The sequence below is a fragment of the Aquimarina spinulae genome, assembly GCF_943373825.1.
Lineage (GTDB): Bacteria > Bacteroidota > Bacteroidia > Flavobacteriales > Flavobacteriaceae > Aquimarina > Aquimarina spinulae.
The window spans coordinates 316087-335037 of the sequence record NZ_CALSBP010000001.1 but is presented as its reverse complement, the minus strand read 5'-3'; the positions used below and the strand labels follow the sequence as shown (position 1 = coordinate 335037).

Genomic DNA, 18951 nt, shown 5'->3' with positions numbered 1-18951 from the left:
CATGGAAGTTTTAAAAACAAAAGTATTTTTCTACATCGCTAGTTTTCTTTTTTGCTTTGTAGCAAGTGCACAACTAAAATCGGATTCTTTAAAAATAGAGGAGTTTATTTACGACAATAAAGAACAATTAAAAATCTATCGTATTCTTCCTTCAGATTTTAATTCTGATAAGGAATATCCTGCCATTGTAATATTTCATGGGGGTGGATGGTCTATGGGAGAAGCTGCTTGGGGGTTTAGTAGTGCTAAACATTACGCAAGCAAAGGTATTGTAGCCTTTTCTGTACAATACAGGCTGCAAAATTTAGATAAAAATATTACCCCGTATGAATCAGTACTAGATGCACAACGTGCTATAAGATGGGTTCGAAAAAACGCAACTGAATTTTCTATTCATAAAAATAAAATAGCGGCTTATGGTTGGTCTGCAGGTGCTCATCTTGCTGCATGTTCAGCTGTTTTTGATAACTTAAATGCTTCTAATGAAGAAATATCTAGTGCGCCCAATTTATTACTTTTAAAATCCCCAGCACTTTCTTTGCTTCAATATCAAAATTTTCAAAAAAGATTACTTGATAAAATCAATGTAGAGAATATTTCTCCAGCAGAATTTGTATCTAAAAAGACTCCGCCAACAATAATCGTAATTGGAAGAGACGATACTGTAACTCCACTGAAAGGTTCTGAACTGTTTAAGAAAAATATGGATAAACATTCTAATGAATGTGAATTGATTATATATGATGGAGTAGGACACTTATTTACACCTTCATCAGAACCTGACGATGGATGGCCAAACCCTGATGAAAAAATCAGACTTGATGCTCAAAAGAAAATGGATATCTTTTTAAAAAAACACAAATACATCCAATAACGATAAAATATTAGGTCTTTAAAAAAACTAAATCAAATGAACACTAAAATAGTATACATACTAGTGTTGAGCATTACATTATTCTCGTCCACAACCAATCAAAAGACAGAGTCAGAAACTTTTATTCGATCTTTTAATGGCAATCACATTTCTAAGTCTAAAATGGATACTTTTATAAAAAAGCAAATGGACTCGTTAAATATACCAGGACTGTCTATAGCTTTTGTTAATGATGATAAGATAGTATATCACAATGCGTTGGGAGTTAAAAACATGGAGACCAAAGAAACAGTAGATAGTTCTACAATGTTTGACGCTGCCTCTATGTCTAAAACAGTATTTAGTTTTTTTGTTATGAAAATGGTAGATGATAATATTCTTGATTTGGATACACCATTATATACCTACATGGAGTATCCTGATATTGCTTATGATGAGCGCTATAAATTAATAACAGCTAGAATGGTATTATCACATACTAGTGGGTTTCCTAATTGGAGATATTTAGATAATCAAGGAAATTATAATCCAAAAGGTAAGCTTGCGATACAATTTGAACCAGGAACTAAATTTCAATATTCAGGAGAAGGATATGAATATTTGGCCAAGGTAATTGCTTATCTAAAAGGAGTTGAAAAAAATGAACTACAAGATTTAATCAAAGTAGCCGTTTTTCAACCTCTAGCAATGAAAAACTCTAGTTTTGTTTGGAATGACTACATAGAAAAGCATCGTGTTAATGGTCATTTTAAAGGTAAACTAAATAAAGGTTACAGTAGCAATGCAAAAGACCCCAATTTTAAGGCATCAGCTAGCTTGCAAACAGAATCTAAAGAATTTTCAAATTTTGTAATAGCCCTTATGAACGCCAAAATTGTATCAGAAAAAAATCGTAACGAGCTATTAAAAATACAATCAAGGAAATTAGCAACTAAAAGATCAAAAGAACAGAAATATGGATTAGGAATTGCCATAGAAGAATCTGATTATGGCACTAACTATTCTCATGGAGGTGATAACTTAAGCAATACAGCACTTTATATGTTTAATCTAGAAAAAAAAGTAGGTTATGTGTTTTTTACCAATTCAGAAAATAGAAATAAGTTTCAAATGAATTTACTTAAATTTCTTTTAACTAATTAGTTAAACCAAAATAAACATTCATGAAAAAAACTTTTTATGTTTTTATTCTAGTATTAATTCTCTCAAAAACGACCTATGCACAACATGAGAGTATCACTAAAAATTGGAAAACCATAAGTATTAATGACAACGGTTTAGGAAAAATTGATTATCATGTTTATAAAAATAATATCACTAAAAAAAAGCCTTTAATCGTTTATCTGCAAGGGTCTACAAATTTCCCTTTGTATTATTTAAAACCAAATGGGAGATATTCCAGTGGTATTACTTTAAATGTTAATTCTATGAGTAATGAATATCATATTGTTCTTATTAGTAAACCAAATACACCTTTTGTTGACAATCTCGAAATAGCTCCGTCAGGCAGAATACAATATCCTTTGCGTAAAGGATATAGCGAGAAGTACAGTCTGAATTGGAGAGCAAATTCTGCAGACAAGGTCATCAATGACGTATTAGATAAACTAAATGTCGATAGTTCGATAGTTATTGTTTGGGGCCATTCAGAAGGTTCTCAGGTAGCCCCAGCGGTAGCATTAAAAAATAAAAATGTTACTCATGTGATTTCCATGGCGGGTAATTCGCTTAACCATCTGTATGACTTTATATTAATGGAAAGGTTCCTCGCTTTAAGTGGACAAAAATCAAATGAAGAAGCACAGTCAAATATCGATTCTCTATATACCGAGTTTGAAAAAATATACAGAACTCCAAAATCTACAACCAAAGAGTGGTTTGGAGAATCTTATCTCAAGTGGAGTAGTTTCACGTTAAACTCCCCAATTGAAAACATGTTGAAACTTGACCTCCCAATTCTTTATGTAGCAGGAGGAACTGACCTTCATAGTATCTTGAATATGGATTACGCAAAACTTGAGTTCTTAAGAAAAGGAAAAGACAATTTAACATATAAAGTATATCCAAACTACGACCATTATTTTATGGAGACCAAGACTGATAAATCAGGTAAAAAAGAATGGATTGACCATTTGGATGAAGTCAATGACTTTGCTTTAGAATGGGTAACTAAAAATTGATAAATAATCTACACACAATGAAGTGCTAAACCAAAATGTACAAAATGAAGTTAATCAACTTATTACTTGTTGTTTTTTCAATAACCAACTTAAGTTGTAAGTTGCAAACTCAAATGTCTCGAATTGAAATAGTTCAACCAACCGTAGAACAAGAAGTGATATCAATTTGGAGAACAATTAATGATTTTTCTTTTCTTGAAAAGCAAGGGTATACAATTAATCTTCCAAAAAAACCTCTAATTGATTCTTTAATAATAAAATCTAAAAATGGGACTTTTGGAAATGAAGACTTCTCAACAATTTATAATCTAGTAGAGACTGAAATTTTTAATCATGAGGATTACGAGAAGGCAATTCAAAAAGTAAAAAACCAGCATGATCTTATCAATAAACTTGTCTATGAAATAGATTCAACCAAAAATCAATGGGATTGGGACTTCAATACATTTGATAAATACAAAATTACATTCACTCTCTATGGAACAGGGGGGAGTTATGACCCAGAAAATGGAACAATAACTTTATTGACTAACAAAGAAGGAAGCTTTATGAATTATAAGAATCCTGCCAACACAATAATTCACGAAATTACACATATGGGAATGGAGTACTCAATTGTACAGAAATATAAACTTTCTCATGGCAATAAAGAACGTATAGTTGATAAATTCGTTTATCTAATGTTTAATGACAAACTTCCAGAATATAGAGTTCAAGACATGGGAAATACAAAAATTGATGACTATTTAAATAAACAAGAACATTTGAATACATTAAGTTCTATAATCTCAAAATTTGTTGACTAAAATCTTTTTATTTAATTTAAATCCCTATATCATTTATCATTGTATATGAGAATACTCAAGGTTTGTGTTTTTAAAAAATTACACTTTTTATATAAAGGACAACTTGCATAGATTTAAAAAAATGAAAACAAAAGTTCTTATTATACAAGTTACCTATTCGGTTTCCAAGTGAATCTAACAATATATAACTATTTGATTTTTTAAAACATAGTATAGTTAGATAACATTCTTCCACCCCGACTAAAGAAACCCAATCACAATTGTGATTAGATTTCTTTAGTCGCTTTGAAAATTTTAACTTTTTTAATTTTCTATTCTACTGAAAGGGTTTTCCTGCTTTTCAGGAATTGCAAGCTCTGGAGTTGCTAGCTTTTTTACCCAATCCATTTTCTAAATTCGCTTGTTGCAGATGCGCTTGTAATTAAATGCTGTTTGTAGTTTTTGATTGAAATTGCTAATCTGTCTCCAAAGTAAGGCTCAATTTTTTCGATGAAATTGATATTTACGATTTCACCACGATTAATTTGAAAAAACTCTTTTGGGTTTAACTCTTTTATTAAATCAGATAACTTATAGCGAAATTCATTTTCTTTTCCATTTTCATCAATCGCGATGCATTTTCCTGAATTAGATAAAATTGCTCCCGTATTTTTTGTGCTTAAAATTTTTATTTCTGTTTTGGTTTTTATGATGATGCGTTCTTTGTAACTGTTGTTTAATTCGTGAATGGTTTCTGATATTTTCTTCCAATCAATCTCTTTCTTTTGTAGGCTTTCAAACTTTTCCATTGCTTTACAAAACTTGGTATAGCTAATGGGTTTTAGTAAATAAGCTATTCCGCTTACATCGAAAGCATCTTGGTAAAAAGTGTTGTAAGCGGTTGTAAAAATAATTGGGGATTTTATAATGTTGGTTTTCAATAGAGAAAACACATTTCCGTCTAACAATTCAATATCAGAAAACACTAAATCTACTTGTTCATTGGTTTGATACCATTTTTCAACTTCTTCTTTGCTTTGTAATGAAACTACAATTTCGATGTTGTCATTGTATCGAAGTATATGGTCTGAAATGATTTCAATATTTATGGCTTCGTCTTCTATGATTAGTACTTTCATATTTCAAAAATTAGCGGGATTTCAGCAATAAATTCAGTATCAGTTTCCGTAAAAATAACGGCTTTGTTAAAATTGATTTGATATTGACGTTTTAAATAATCATTTCCCGTTCCTGTTCCGAGTGTAAAATCTACTTTATTTAGTTTGTTTTTTATCACAATTGTATCCTCTTTCCGCGAAAGCGAAATTAACAGCGGATTTTTTTCACTCCCTTTATTGTGTTTTATTGCATTTTCTATGCATAGTTGTAATGAACACGGAATTATAAATCCGTTTGTGTTTTCGATACTATTTTCAATTTGATAAGCATTTCCGAAGCGTTTTTCCATTAAATTCATATAATTTTTCAAGAATGAAAGTTCATCTTTCAACTCGACCAATTGTTTTTTTCCATGTTTTAAATAGTAGCGATATACATCAGAAAAATCATCGATAAAACTTTCTATTTGCTCCGGTTTTTTTCTTGCTAATCCTGATAAAACACTCAAATTATTGAATAAAAAATGAGGTTCTAAATTCTTTTGTAGCATTTGCGATTGTAACGTTGCTTTTTCTTTTTCGGTTTGCTCTAATTCTAATGTGGTTTTTTGAGATTGTCTGAAATATAAAAATGCTGAAGTAAGTGCAAAAATATCAACAAGTATAAAAGCAACTGACATCGTGTTTATAAATCTAATCATAAAATCATATTCATTATTGTTCATTACAATACCCAAAAGAACATAATCAATAATAACACCTGCAATAACAAATAATAAAAAAGACAAAATATAAACCTTTACAAATTTTAGAATTGTATTTGTCGTATCTACTCTATTAATGACTTTCCAAGAAACTAGTACTGATATTACCGAAACTGCAGAGAATAGAAAAACAGAAACGTGGTCGAAATAGTCATAAAAATTAATATCACTTTTAGTTCGCACGCTATGTAAAAGATAAATTTTACCAGCATTCCCTAGTAACAATAGTACAATGACTATTAAAACTTGTTTTAGATTTATTTTTTGATTGAAAACCTTCACTGCTTTGTAATTTTAGATGTACAAAATACATTTTTACGCTAAAAAAAAGCTGTTTAAAATGTCAAATTCTTTAAACAGCTTTTTTTTCGATTAATTAGTTTTTGCTCTGTTTTGCTCTTCTTCGTTTCCAGAATTACGTTGCTTAACTTTTATTTTTTTGTTACCAAAGCTATAGTTTAGACCAATCTTCACACTTCGGGTATCGAAATAATTATAGTATGTTTGGTCTATTCCGTTAGTTTTGGTGTTTACACTCGTTGCCTTACGCTTTAAAATATCGTTTACGGCTACTGTACAATTTAGTTTTTTGTCTAGTAACGAAAATTTTAATCCCAGGTCTAGACTCACCATTTCAGATATTGAAAAATACATCAATTTTTGTGGCGAGGCATAAATAAGCGTGGTTTCTGCTTGTATTGTTTTTGCTTCGTTTAAATGGAATGTATTTCTGTTATACAATTGAAAATTCCATCCACTTACTAATTCTGCGTCTAAATTAAACCCGTCTTTGTATTGTGTATCCATTTTTGATATGGTTGCTTGGGTTGTCGTATTCCACCATTTTGTTGGATTGTATATGAACGTTTCAGTTAACCCGTAATTATAAGCTGTATAAAAATTGTCAAATGTTACTACTATTCGTTGTTGCGCTCCATCTTCTGCTTTAATAATGTTGAAATATCCATTATCTACATAACTTACAAACGCTTTACTGATGAGTTTTCCTTTGTAAATGTGCTTTAATTCTAAATTCTCAGAAATTTGTGGTTTTAAAAACGGGTTTCCTTCTTGATACGAAATAGGGTTAATGTAAAATCGAAACGGATTTAAACGTTCAAAACTAGGACGTTGAATTCTTCTGCTATAACTTAAATTAAACATATTTTTTCTACTAGGATTATACCCTAAAAATACAGATGGAAATAGTTTGTTATACGAATTGATATCGGTTTGATTGTTTGTTTCTGAAACTCCTTTTGTTCGAGTGTTTTCAAAACGAAGTCCGATTTTTGTTTGCCATTTTTCACCTAATGGTTTAGACATATCTGCATATATTGCATTAATATTTTCAGAATACATAAACTCATTACTTTGGGTTGGATCAAAAATTGGTGTACCTGTAGTGGTATTGTAAAATGCTACATCGCTATCTGTTTTTGTAATTGTGGTTTTAACTCCGTAAGAAAAATTAGCCCATTTGCTTGGGTGTTCCATATCTATTCTTCCGCTATAATTTTTAATGTTTTGATTGGTGCTATTTTTTGCTTCAAAATAGCTTTGGTTTGTAATAAATTGTTCACTGCTAAAACCTCTATTAGAAGAATTATTGAAATTAAAGTAATCAACATCAATAGATAATTTTCTACCAAGCGTATCTAATTTTTGAATGTAATGAGCATTAATTGAGTGATTTTTGTTTGTTGTCTGGGCGTTACCTTCATTAATAGTGTATGTTCCATTGCCATCATTTGTCAGTGTTCTTCCACCATCGTTTATACCTTTATCTTCAGACAAACCTGTGTATAAAATTCCGACAGTAGCGTTATTTGTTAAATTGTAATCTAAACCCAGCCTACCTGAAATCATACTTTCTTTATTTTTCATATCAAGATTTGATACGGTTGAAGCCGATGGGTAAATAATATCGAATTGATTAAATTGTGCTGTATGTCCTTTAGTTCCATTTAACGAAGCAATTAGACTTACTTTGTTTTTATTGTAGTTAAATGTGTTTCCAAAATTAAATAACGGATATGTTGCTTGCGTGTAAGAAGTTCTTATTTGATTATTCCAGCTATTTTCTTTTGATTTTTTTAGAACAATATTAATAAGTCCACTATTGCCTTCTGCATCATATTTCGATGGAGGTGTTGTAATAACTTCAATATCTTTAATATCATCGGATGCAATGCTGTTTAAATAAGCCGTTAGTTCATTACCTGATAATTGTACAATTCTATCATTAACCATTACTTTTACAGTTCCTTTGCCAACAATTTTTATTTTGTCGGTATCAATATTTACGCTTGGTGTGGCTTTTAATGCGTCGAGTGCGTTTCCACCAGTGCCAGCAACTGTATTTTCTACGTTAAAAACTAATCTATCTACTTTTTGTTGAATAAGCTTTTTACGTGCTGTAATTACAACTTCTTGTAGTTGTTGTCCTTCTTCTTCTAAAACGATTGTTCCGATATTAGATTGAGTAGGGTTTATTTTTTTGGTGGTAAATCCAACAAAACTAATTTCTATATATATATTTTCTTTCTTTGGCTCGATAGAAAACTCTCCATTTTCATCAGAAATCACCCCATTAATTAGTGCATTATCAGTTGCGCTTTTTGCAACCACATTGGCAAATAGAATAGGTTGGTTTTGTTTATCGATTATTTTTCCTGTAAAAGTCTGTCCAAAACTAATTGAACAAATAAAAGCGATTAAAAATGTAGTTATGATTTTCATAGGGTATAATATTTCAAGATTAATAACACCCCAAAAGTATTTTGAGAATGCAGTTTTTGAAATAGCTATACAATGAATTGAGGAAAAAATGAAATGAATTAGGGGAAATAAAAAAGGTAAGTAGTCAATTACCAGTGATTGATTTTGTTAAGTAACAAACCCAAAGTCAAGATTAATAAGATTAACCTTCCCTCCTTGGCTACAATTAATATTAAATAAAACCAATTCTTTGTAAGTCTAAAATACAAATGAAGATATTGTCGTCTTTTACAAATTCCCTGTCATTAAATGATAATAGGATCTATAGTTTTAAAAAAGTATCACCCCAGAGTAAAAGGTTTAGAACCTATCACTACTTAATAGGTTTGATACAACCACCAAAAACTGGAAAGATCTTGACTATCTAACATGTATGGTAGTATGAATTAAAAATTCAAAAATAAAGAAAAATGCAAAGTTTAAATCACTTCATTAACGCTATTGAAAAAACACCAAAAGTATACTGTTCCCCCCCTAAAACAAAAAGTAAAATTTAACCGTGATACTAACTAAAAATAGTAATTTTATCTACCCAATTATCACACCATTTTTAATACAAAAAAAATCATTATGGACTTAACATCATTGGTAGGTAAATTTGAAATGTCTTACATGCCTGTCCTTTTTACCATAATTATTATAGACTTCCTTTTTTTACTTTTTAAAGGTCTAGCAAAAAGAAAAAAAGAAAGTGCAATGAATGTAGCAAACTACTTATTGGGAGTGATTCCTTATTTTGCTATTTTTTTTGTACTACAGTTCAAAGTCATCTTCTGGGTATATGAAAACCTTCAGATTTGGGAATTACCTAATACCTGGTACGTATTCATCTTAGCATTTGTCGTTTACGATTTATCTTGGTGGTTTATACATTATCTGGGACATAATGTGAGGTTTTTTTGGTGCATTCACGGAGTTCACCATACTCCTGAAGATATGAATATGAGTGTATCGATTAGAGGATCTTTTTTTGATTTCATTTCCTCTCCGCACATTATTATCTGGTTGCCTGTTTTCGGTTTTCATCCTTTGTTAATTTATTTCGTTGACATGATTGCGAGGATATATGGAGTATTTACACATGCCAATGACAAATACTTCAAACATACTCCACTAATGGATAAAATATTTATTACTCCACATTTACATAGAGTGCATCATTCTAGAAATCATTTATATCTAGACACTAATTATTCAAACATGTTTTCTTTTTGGGATAGATTATTTAGAACCTATCAAGAAGAAATCCCACAGGAAAAGCCTGTATATGGTGTTATGGACAGAGATATTGACAGTCAAAATCTAGTATCAACGCAATTAAAAATGTGGATTGATTTATATAATGATATGAAATCTGCTCCTAACTGGATAGATAAGATCAAATATCTATACAAGCCACCAGGATGGAACCATCTTGATACTGGAGAAATGGCAGTAGATTTGAGAAAAGAGGCCATAAAAGAACACAAACTTTAATATTCTTGTATTTCTAAAAATTCACTTTCTATAATTGATGTAATTCTTATTGTAGTTGATGAAAATATAGATTATTATGATGAAAGGATGTATAGTAGAAATAATTGATTTGTAGCATATATATCCAAAAGATATTTAGTACATCACTGGGCAATGGATATTTTGAACGAACTTAAAAACAAAAATAGTAAACAATTTATATTAACTACTGCTCACAAAGAAGGTATGAATTGATAACGATTTTGGAAAGTAGTAAGTCTATTCAAAGGTTTATTTACCTTCATCTACTACAATATTAACTTTAAGTAACGGAGTTACCATTGAAACAGAAACTAAATTATTAGAGTATTCTAAAATTGTCACAATTCCAATTTACAATTAAATTACTGAACATAAGATATGTGAATATAGTAATACCAAAGTAAAAAAGGGTTACTACTATTCAGTTTTTTAATCTACCATTCTTTGCGTTATTAATAGTCTATATAACCTTCTATTGTGGGAGTATAAAATTTTTCATAATCAGGAGGAGTTAATGCTGCATCAGATTCCAGTTTTTTAACCAAAGTAGGATTTGAAATAAACGGTCTTCCAATATATACCAAGTCATACCCCTTATCCAATAAAGTTTCTCCTTTTTTTGCAGTATCAACATTACCACCAACGATGACTACACCTTTGAAGTTTTCCTTGATTGTTTTGCTAATATCTGTTGCGAACTTAGGGGCATGATTAAGTACACTATGATCTGCAATATGTATATATGCTATTTTCAATTTAGCAAGTTCTTGAGCCAAATATTGATACATTGCAATAACTTCATCATGCTCTCCAAGCATTCCATTGGAGACTGTATATGGAGAAAGACGTACACCTACTCTGTTTTCGCCAATTTTTTCAATGGTCTTCACTGTAGTCTCCAATAAGAAACGAGCTCTATTTTTATAATTCCCTCCGTATATATCATTACGTAAATTTGAAATAGGGTTTAAGAATTGATTGATTAGATATCCATTGGCGCCATGCAATTCTACACCATCAATATTCGCTTTGTTAACTAACAAATTAGCTGAATTAGCATAAGCGTTTTGAGTTTCCTGTATATCTTGCAAAGTCATTTCTTTAGGAATATCAAAAGGCTGAAGGCCTTTCGTATCCGTATAAATTTCTCCTTCAAGCTGTACTTGGGAAGGCGCAATTATTTGTTCGTTTGTAGGTAGGTTTTCCTTGTGAGAGACGCGACCACAATGCATCAGTTGTACAAATATAAGTCCATTTTTGTCATGAACTTTTTTTGCTGTTTTTTCCCATCCCGCTATTTGTGATTTAGAAAAAGCTCCCGGAATTCGAGGATACCCTAATCCATTAGGAGAAGGAGATGTTCCCTCTGTAATAATCAATCCGGCACTCGCTCGTTGTTCATAATAGGTTGCCATATCATCTGTAGGAATGTTGTTATAAGCCCTACTTCGAGTCATAGGCGCCATTACAATTTTATTTTTCAATCTAAAATTGCCTAAATTAAATGGTTCAAATAATTTCATAAATATTCGTTTATCAATTACAACTCTTTAATCATCCAAGTATCACAAGAATAATGATCGGTATTGCTCAGAGGTTTTTTAAGATGTTTAAATCCATGGTTTTCATAAATATGGATTGCAGCTTGAAGTCTGGATATAGTTTCTAAGTAGCACTTTTTATACCCAAGCTCTTTGGCTGTTTCCAGGCACTTAGTTATTAGGAGCTTTCCATATCCTTTTCCTCGAATTGTTTTGTCAAAATACATTTTTTGAAGCTCACAAATCTCCTCACCCAGATTTTTAATCCCAGCTCCTCCAACTACTTCTTCATGTTCCTCTATAATAAAATATACATCATCTTCATTTTGATATGCTTGAAACATTTCGGTCGTTTCCTTATCCTGATATGCTGTTCCTGTTTGAGGTAACTCATATTCAATAAATGTTGATTTGATGATTTCTTCAATTTTTGTATTATCTTTTTTATTTATTTTTCTAATGATCATATTATCATTGTTTTTCTACTATTTAAAATTCTATTATGAAATCTAAGCCTCCCTTTAACCTACAAATGAGTTTACTTTCTCTATAATAAGTGAAGCTTCTTCTGCACTATGGAAGGAGTTGCTATAAAACTCATTTTATAAAGGCCTTGGTTGATTTAGTTTCTTTTTTTAGATAATAAATCTTTTAAGCCTTCATTAGCATTCGTTGCCATGCATTCATGCCCTTTTTCGTTTGGATGTAATCCATCTTCTAAAAAAAAGTCAGGCTTCATATTGATGTTAAAATCTATACTACTTTGGCCATCTTCCTCTGCAAATTGTTTTAATTTTTTTTGATATGTATTAATGCAATTACTTAAGCTTTCATTATCGCTAAACATACTTTGATTTGTATGGTCATTATGAGTATAGAAAGAGGTTGGTATGCCTATTACAGCAGTTATGTCATGATGTTTTGCAAGACGAGTCATGGCAAGGATATGGCTAATAATGATATTTTGAGGTATCTTAAAAAAGATATCATTGGTACCTCCCATGATGATAACATAACTCGGTTTATGGCTTATTACCATTTCATTAAACCTAGCCAGCATTCCAGAGGTAGTATCTCCAGAAATTCCGCTATTAATAACTTCTATATTTAATTCATTATCTAATAAATTACTCCACCTTTTATCCAATGAAACACCATATCCAGCGGTTAAACTATCGCCTAGGCACACTATTTTTTTCTTATTCATTTTTTAGTTTATTATAGTATGATCATATTTTTTCAAAATTTCAAAATTCCATTACAGAATCCAACCCTCTTTTTAGCCCTGTAAAAGTGTTTACTTTCTCTATGGCAAGCAAAGCTCCTTGTACATAAGGATCGGCCCCTGAACCGGCTTCATGTTTAAGGGTCAATTTCTCGTCCTTCAATCCAAAAATTGATTCTATCGAAATCACATAACCAGGAAGTCTGACTGAATGAATCTGTACATCATTTAATCGGGCTCCTCTACTTTCTTTGATTCCGATCAATTCTTCTGTAGGAACAAAAACATTGGATTTTTGTACTTTAGAAAGGCTTTTTGCTAATGCTCTGGCAGTTCCACTGGGAGAATCGATTTTATCTTCATGGGCATAGTCTATGATTTCATAATTTGGTATGAATTTAGCAGCCATTTCAGAAAACTTTTGTAAGAGTACTGCTGTTATAGAAAAATTGCCCACTGCCAGAACGCCAACCTTATTTTTAAGTGCTTCGTTTTCGATATCTTGATAATCTTCTTCTGTTAGCCCTGAAGTCCCAACAACTACATTCACCCCTTTGCTAATCGCGGTCAAAATATTCTTTTTTGCTATGGTCGGCTTTGTATATTCTACCAAAACGTCACAATCGATCTTCAGGGCAGTTTCAACATTCTCAAAAACAGGAATATTTCCTTCAGTCAAACCTAAAAGGGCTACCAAGTTCTTTCCTTTGTTTTTTCTAGAAATGGCACTAACCAAATGCATATTGAACTGTTTATCTATACCTTTACTCAAAGCCGAGCCTGCCCACCCTGTAGCGCCAGCAATACAAATTTTTAATTCTTTCATAAATAATAATCATTTAAATGTCAACATTTTTTTTACTCTCCCTCATAATATAAAAACTACTGAGTACTATCAAAATTCCTCCAATAACCATATTGGCATTTAAGGTATCCTTGAAAAAAAAATACCCCAAGATGGTCCCACTAAGTACTTCTATATACATTATGGAAGAAGTAACAGATGCTTTTAAATGCCTTAAGCCATAAAAAAACAAGCTTACAGCTATCGTCCCAACCAAGATACCCAATAAAGTACCCCAACCCATATCATATCCCGTTAGATTTGGGAAATCAATAATGAAAAACGGAAGGAAAATAAGAGCGCTCATAATGTTTTGGTAAAAAATGATTTCATGCTTAGTATAATTATTCATTTCTGATTTAAAAATCATTACATTGACAGCGTAACCTATTGCACTACAAAGAGCAGCCAGTACACCAATATAGTCTCCCTTGTTTTTATGGTCGATTGTTCTATTCGAGGAGAGTATAATGAGTCCTACAAAAGCCATCATAAGAAATAACAACTGTTTTTTACTCATTCGTTCTTTAAAGAAGAAAACACTTAGAATATTGACAAAAATTGGCCATGAATAAAACAGGATCATTACATTACTGATAGTCGTGTGCTGAAATGCCAGTATAAACAAATACATCCTACAGGCATTAATAAAAGATGCTATAATCATTTTTCTGGAATTGCATTTAATAAATAGTGATCTTGATCTCACTATCCATACCCCGAAAATAAATGCAGGAATTACTGTTCTTAACCAAACAATAGCTCCTGCCGTCATACTCATATACTTTATGATAATACCACTGAAACCACCTATAAATGCACAAATGATAACAGCATATATTGCAAACCTATTCATTCTGAATATTCTACAAAGAATGATTTCTGTATGTTTCAAGGGCACTGCGTTCTACCCAACATTCTGTGAAATGATTATCTTTAATATTCCAAATGGCAATACCAGTGAATGAGATGGGTTTCTTATCTGATTCAAGCCCAAAAACTCCATTGTTTTTACCTGTGCATATCCACCTTGAAACTACTTTTGTGCCCTCTTTGTTAGAAAAAGCATCTACACTTACGGTTTTTGCATCCAAAAGTACATTATGAAACCCTTGAACCCAAGTTTTAAAGGAGTTTCTGCCTTTTATCACTTTTCCTCCCGAAGTGATCTTATAGTCCTCGGTCATTAACTCATCAATAATATTCAACCGATGGGGCGCTTGCCAAACGTTTTCAAAAAAGTAGTTTACCAATGCTATAGAGTCCTTTTCTATCCTATTGTTATTGTTCATGTTTTTTGGTTTTATTTACAGGACAAAATTAACATGTTTAAGGGCCATAAATCAGTACTTAAAAAGGAATGAATTGTAAAAAACAAGGTTTTTATAATTCAAACTTAATAAAGAAGTACCTTTGTGTTTAAATTAATCAATGTGCTTATTATTATGAAAAAATATCCTTTTGAAATTTCGGCACTGGAGATCAATGATTTGGACGTTTGTCTTGGTACGAAATGTTTGTACGAGTTTGTTTTTATCTCTAAAGGAAAAGGTGTTTTGTATCTTGATCAACAAGAATGCACTTATCAGGAAAAGGATTTTTATATATTAAGTCCGTATTATCCACATACATTTTTACCCGAAGAAACTACTGTTTTTACTATAATTCGATTTACCGAAGTTTTTTTCAACCATCAAAATATCAATAGCGAAGATTGGTTTAAAAGATTAGAAATTATTTTCTGTAACCATAGTAAATCTCCCAATGTTTTAATGTTCTCAACGGTAGATAAAGAACAAATCGCCGCTTTGATCAATGTTCTTTTAAATGAAAATGATAAAAAAAATATCAATACAGAAAATATAATCGTAAATATAATCCAGGTTATTTTGAGTATTGTGGAACGTAACATCCTTATAAGTATTAGTACTTCTTTTTTGGCTCAAAAAATTCCCAATAAGATTTTAGAGATTATTAATTACATTCATGCTCAGATTTATGAGCCTAAAGCGTTGACCATTGATAACATATCGAGAAAGTTTAATGTATCACCAAATTACCTTAATGAATATTTTAAAAAACATTCTGGATCTAGTATTAAAAACTATATTCTAAAGTATAAGGTAAAATTGATCAAATATAAATTAGAATACTCAGATGCAAGTATTTCAGAATTAGCTTATATGTTCAATTTTTCAGACGAAAGTCACTTAAATAAAGTTTTTAATAAATTTGAGTATAAAAATCCTTCATTTTTCAAAAAAAACCAATAATAGTATTCAAATATTTGGTAATTTATTTGAGTTTATAAAAATGAAAAATAAAACGCGGGTACAACACCAAACAAACTTAACAAAGACCGAATAGAGTCTTCATAAATATTCTCATTCGTTTTACTACTCTGACATACTTTAATATTCATCAACGTGTCATATACAATTTTATTTTCACAAATTAAAACAACTATTTTACCTTCAAAATAGGCCTCTTTACCATCATTACATGATTTGCTAAAAAATATCTTGACTATGTACGTCTAATATAAAACCAACTAACATAGTTACTAGTAGTATTCTTTTATTCATTCATCAATTTTTGCTCAATCTTACTTTCTTCTAGGAATTTTTATGAATCTTCGTTAGGAAGATTTAGCATATACTCGATTACCTTTTTCTTGTCTTGTTGTTCTTTATAATAAGCTTTACAAATCAATAACCAATTCAATACCCTAAATCAGCAGGCTACTCTTTTGTAACTCTACCTTTATTAACCAACCATTTACCTCTCTTTGAACTGTCTAACATTTCCTGCTTGAAAATATTCCATATTTCTGATTCTCTTCCTTGCGCAAATTCTTTGAGATGTTTTTTTACTTTTTTCCTATAAAAATTTCAGCAAAAAAGTCGGCCATGCCCTCGCCAATAGAAAAACACAATAACTTTGTATCTTTAAAGTTTATATCTTGCTAAAAATGAAACAACTTATGAACCACTATTCGTGATGAATTATAAGTGTATTCGAAGCTGTCTTTTTCTCCAAAAGAAAGTTCATCTAAAGAACATTTTTGGGATTAATGTTGTATGTTTCTTAACTCGAATCAATGCATACTTCATAAAAACTCATTTTCTTTACTTCTCTTAAACACATACACTATAATACTATTAAAAAAAGACACAAACTATAGGTGTCTATAAATGTCTGTAGTTAATTAATAATGTCTTAATTTTTAAAGAAATGTTAAAAAAAATTAAAAGCCTAAATGGCGTAGAAACACTTAACAGAGTACAACAAAAAACAATTCAGGGAGGATATATTCCTACTGTAAGTGAATTCTGTACTAATCCTGATTTGTGGCTTTCGAGATACCCTTTTTTAGCAAATAACCCGGCGTATCAATGCTAAATTTTATGTCACAGAACTAAAATGAACCTCTATTAATTTAGAGGTTCTCTAGTCTTCTAATTGAAAAAGAGTCTATTAACAGTTTTACTAATATTAATATTAGTAAAACTGTTCTAGTATTGTTTATTCTATAAAAATTCTATTTCGATATAATTACACCTTCTTTTTGAGAACATATTTTTTTACGATAAGACACTTCTATTTTGATTTGATAAGGCCCATAAGGTGGGGTAAAAAACTCATTTTTTATTTCATATTTTGTTATTATAAATGAAGAATCAGAAAACGGCCTTTCATTTATAGCCATTTGTTTCCATGAATCTAATTCATCATTTAGAGTATACCAATATTGATCACAATTAATTAAATTCACATAAATATTTTTTGTTCTTATTCTATTTCCTGCCCAAACACAATTTTGAAGTAAAGGTTCTGTTCGGCAATTATTGAGCATATCAATCATTAAATCTCGATTTTCAAAGTCCGTTCCCTGACCAGATGTAAAATTACAACCATCACTAACAAGACTTCCTTTATTAGGTATTTTATCAAGACAATCATCATTATTACTTTTCTTATTCTCAGTTATACTTATTTCATCTATGTTATTTTTACTTTTTTCTACTCTAAGCTCTTCTTTCTCACAAGATGTTATTAAAAATATCCCAGTAAAAAGAATAAAAATTAAATAGTTCACTTTATTTAGTCCTCTAGTAATGTCCATTTTAATCTATTTTTGTTTATCTACTCTTTTGAAAAGGATTTTCGACTTACTCCTTTTTTTCACCTGAAAGCAAAACCGTTTACTGGCACCATTGTAAATTAAGTTTTGATTTCTATTCTCAAATATTAAATACGTATACCACAAAAAAAAGGTATCTATAATAGAAAAACATTGATCAAGGTTAAAAAACAAACTAAAATCTTAAACATCATAAAGAGATTTGATTAATCGAAATTTTACTAGTAGCTGAAGGATTGTTATTTTGAAGATAAAGCAAAGACAATAAATCTATTATACTTTGTTTAACAGTTTACAGATGAAGTTTATTATAAATCACATCTTAGAAAAGTTTGAGAAAAAGAAGGTTTACTTTGTAAATAATATAAACGCGAAAAGAATTACTGGTTATAAAACAAATAGATATAACAATGCTCAAGTCGTAATTTTTAGATGATATCATAATGAAAGAGTAGGTATAGCCGGTTACGCTTCGAAAAAAATAATTAAATTGTAATTTTCTAATTACTTATCTATTTATATTAAATGATCTTTTTCCTATAATTCTTCTTTTCATACGAGATAAACTTTCGGGTTTTACCCCTACATATTGAGCAACATAATACTGTGGTAACCTGTTAATTAACTCAGGAGTTTCATTTAACAAAGTAGTGTATCTTTCTTCTGGAGAAGTTGTCAATATTGATTCTGTAATATTTTCCATAATAATGAACAAATCTTCATAAAACTTTTTTCGGTAGTTATTCCAGCTAGGGATTTTGTATGTTAGATCATCTAAATCTTTTTTAAAACATATAAAGAACTCACTGCCTTCTATTGCCTGAATCGTAAGTTTCGAAGGCTTTTGGGATAAATAACTTTTAAAATCACTAACACAGTCCCCTTCTTTAAAAAACTGAATGATCCTTTCATTTCCCTCAATCGTATAATAACTCCTTAAAAGTCCTTTTATTAAAAAAGCTTCAAAATTGCATACATTCCCTTGAGAGAGGAGAACTTCATTAGGTTTTAGTGATATAAAAGAATGTTTACTTTTTATCATATCTGCTTGCTCCTTTGTAAAAGAACTATTGCTTAGCATTTGATCTAGAACTTTTGGGTCCATAACATTTGATATTTTTAATTCTTTATTATAAATCGAGAAAAATAACTTTTTGCGTAATTAAAAAAGTATTGATTTTTCAGTGTTTTCTTTATC

The 18951-nt window shown here is 30.4% G+C and carries 18 protein-coding genes; 7 read left to right on the top strand and 11 right to left on the bottom strand.

Features of this window, described 5'->3' with window-relative positions:
• Position 1 precedes the first annotated feature (1 nt).
• Genes NNH57_RS01550 through NNH57_RS01535 form a run of 4 tightly spaced genes read left to right on the top strand, consistent with a single transcriptional unit; the run spans position 2 to position 3860 of the window.
• Positions 2–874 carry an alpha/beta hydrolase gene (locus NNH57_RS01550; RefSeq protein WP_159099275.1) on the top strand — a complete coding sequence of 291 codons (873 nt, stop codon included), beginning with the start codon at positions 2–4 and terminating at the stop codon, positions 872–874.
• A gap of 36 nt (positions 875–910) precedes the next feature.
• On the top strand, positions 911–2017 hold the full coding sequence (locus NNH57_RS01545; protein ID WP_108808538.1) for a serine hydrolase domain-containing protein: 1107 nt from the start codon (positions 911–913) through the stop codon (positions 2015–2017).
• 20 nt (positions 2018–2037) lie between these two features.
• Entirely contained in the window at positions 2038–3054 is a 1017-nt protein-coding gene (locus NNH57_RS01540) for an alpha/beta hydrolase family protein (RefSeq protein WP_074407947.1), read from the top strand.
• 44 nt (positions 3055–3098) lie between these two features.
• Positions 3099–3860, top strand: a complete 762-nt coding sequence (locus tag NNH57_RS01535) for a hypothetical protein (protein ID WP_132065841.1) — start codon at positions 3099–3101, stop codon at positions 3858–3860.
• Positions 3861–4234: 374 nt separating this feature from the next.
• Here the strand turns inward: NNH57_RS01535 and NNH57_RS01530 are convergent, their stop codons facing one another.
• From NNH57_RS01530 to NNH57_RS01520, 3 genes are all read right to left on the bottom strand, one after another.
• Complete coding sequence (locus NNH57_RS01530) at positions 4235–4978, bottom strand: LytR/AlgR family response regulator transcription factor (RefSeq protein ID WP_108808537.1); 744 nt, start codon at positions 4976–4978, stop codon at positions 4235–4237.
• The gene (locus NNH57_RS01525; protein WP_108808536.1) at positions 4975–6003 is read right to left on the bottom strand and encodes a sensor histidine kinase; all 1029 of its coding nucleotides are present in this window, start codon (positions 6001–6003) and stop codon (positions 4975–4977) included. The genes NNH57_RS01530 and NNH57_RS01525 overlap by 4 nt, the downstream gene beginning before the upstream one ends.
• A 90-nt stretch (positions 6004–6093) precedes the next feature.
• Positions 6094–8463, bottom strand: a complete 2370-nt coding sequence (locus tag NNH57_RS01520) for an outer membrane beta-barrel family protein (protein WP_074407951.1) — start codon at positions 8461–8463, stop codon at positions 6094–6096.
• A gap of 609 nt (positions 8464–9072) precedes the next feature.
• Here NNH57_RS01520 and NNH57_RS01515 point away from each other — a divergent pair.
• Positions 9073–9978 (top strand): sterol desaturase family protein, encoded by a 906-nt coding sequence (locus NNH57_RS01515; RefSeq protein ID WP_108808535.1) that lies wholly within the window; start codon positions 9073–9075, stop codon positions 9976–9978.
• A 473-nt stretch (positions 9979–10451) separates the two neighbouring features.
• Here NNH57_RS01515 and NNH57_RS01510 read toward each other — a convergent pair whose 3' ends face one another.
• The 6 genes from NNH57_RS01510 to NNH57_RS01485 all read right to left on the bottom strand — a co-directional run bounded on the left by NNH57_RS01510 (position 10452) and on the right by NNH57_RS01485 (position 14901).
• The gene (locus tag NNH57_RS01510) at positions 10452–11522 is read right to left on the bottom strand and encodes an alkene reductase (RefSeq protein WP_074407952.1); all 1071 of its coding nucleotides are present in this window, start codon (positions 11520–11522) and stop codon (positions 10452–10454) included.
• A gap of 17 nt (positions 11523–11539) precedes the next feature.
• Complete coding sequence (locus tag NNH57_RS01505) at positions 11540–12007, bottom strand: GNAT family N-acetyltransferase (RefSeq protein ID WP_074407953.1); 468 nt, start codon at positions 12005–12007, stop codon at positions 11540–11542.
• 155 nt (positions 12008–12162) lie between these two features.
• Complete coding sequence (locus NNH57_RS01500; protein ID WP_108808534.1) at positions 12163–12747, bottom strand: GDSL-type esterase/lipase family protein; 585 nt, start codon at positions 12745–12747, stop codon at positions 12163–12165.
• Between the two features lie 40 nt (positions 12748–12787).
• Positions 12788–13591 carry a 4-hydroxy-tetrahydrodipicolinate reductase gene (gene dapB / locus NNH57_RS01495; protein ID WP_074407955.1) on the bottom strand — a complete coding sequence of 268 codons (804 nt, stop codon included), beginning with the start codon at positions 13589–13591 and terminating at the stop codon, positions 12788–12790.
• 13 nt (positions 13592–13604) lie between these two features.
• Positions 13605–14465, bottom strand: coding sequence for a DMT family transporter (locus NNH57_RS01490; protein WP_108808533.1), 861 nt, complete (start codon positions 14463–14465; stop codon positions 13605–13607).
• A gap of 10 nt (positions 14466–14475) precedes the next feature.
• Positions 14476–14901 carry an ester cyclase gene (locus NNH57_RS01485; protein WP_074407957.1) on the bottom strand — a complete coding sequence of 142 codons (426 nt, stop codon included), beginning with the start codon at positions 14899–14901 and terminating at the stop codon, positions 14476–14478.
• A gap of 153 nt (positions 14902–15054) precedes the next feature.
• On the opposite strand from NNH57_RS01485, the gene NNH57_RS01480 reads away from it, so the two are divergent.
• A complete protein-coding gene (locus tag NNH57_RS01480; protein WP_108808532.1) occupies positions 15055–15882 on the top strand; it encodes a helix-turn-helix domain-containing protein in 828 nt (275 codons plus the stop codon).
• Positions 15883–16843: 961 nt separating this feature from the next.
• Positions 16844–17011, top strand: coding sequence for a hypothetical protein (locus NNH57_RS01475; protein ID WP_159099274.1), 168 nt, complete (start codon positions 16844–16846; stop codon positions 17009–17011).
• 139 nt (positions 17012–17150) lie between these two features.
• On the opposite strand, the gene NNH57_RS01470 is transcribed toward NNH57_RS01475, so the two are convergent.
• On the bottom strand, positions 17151–17735 hold the full coding sequence (locus NNH57_RS01470) for a hypothetical protein (protein WP_108808531.1): 585 nt from the start codon (positions 17733–17735) through the stop codon (positions 17151–17153).
• 526 nt (positions 17736–18261) lie between these two features.
• Positions 18262–18858, bottom strand: a complete 597-nt coding sequence (locus NNH57_RS01465; protein ID WP_074407960.1) for a Crp/Fnr family transcriptional regulator — start codon at positions 18856–18858, stop codon at positions 18262–18264.
• Positions 18859–18951 lie beyond the last annotated feature (93 nt).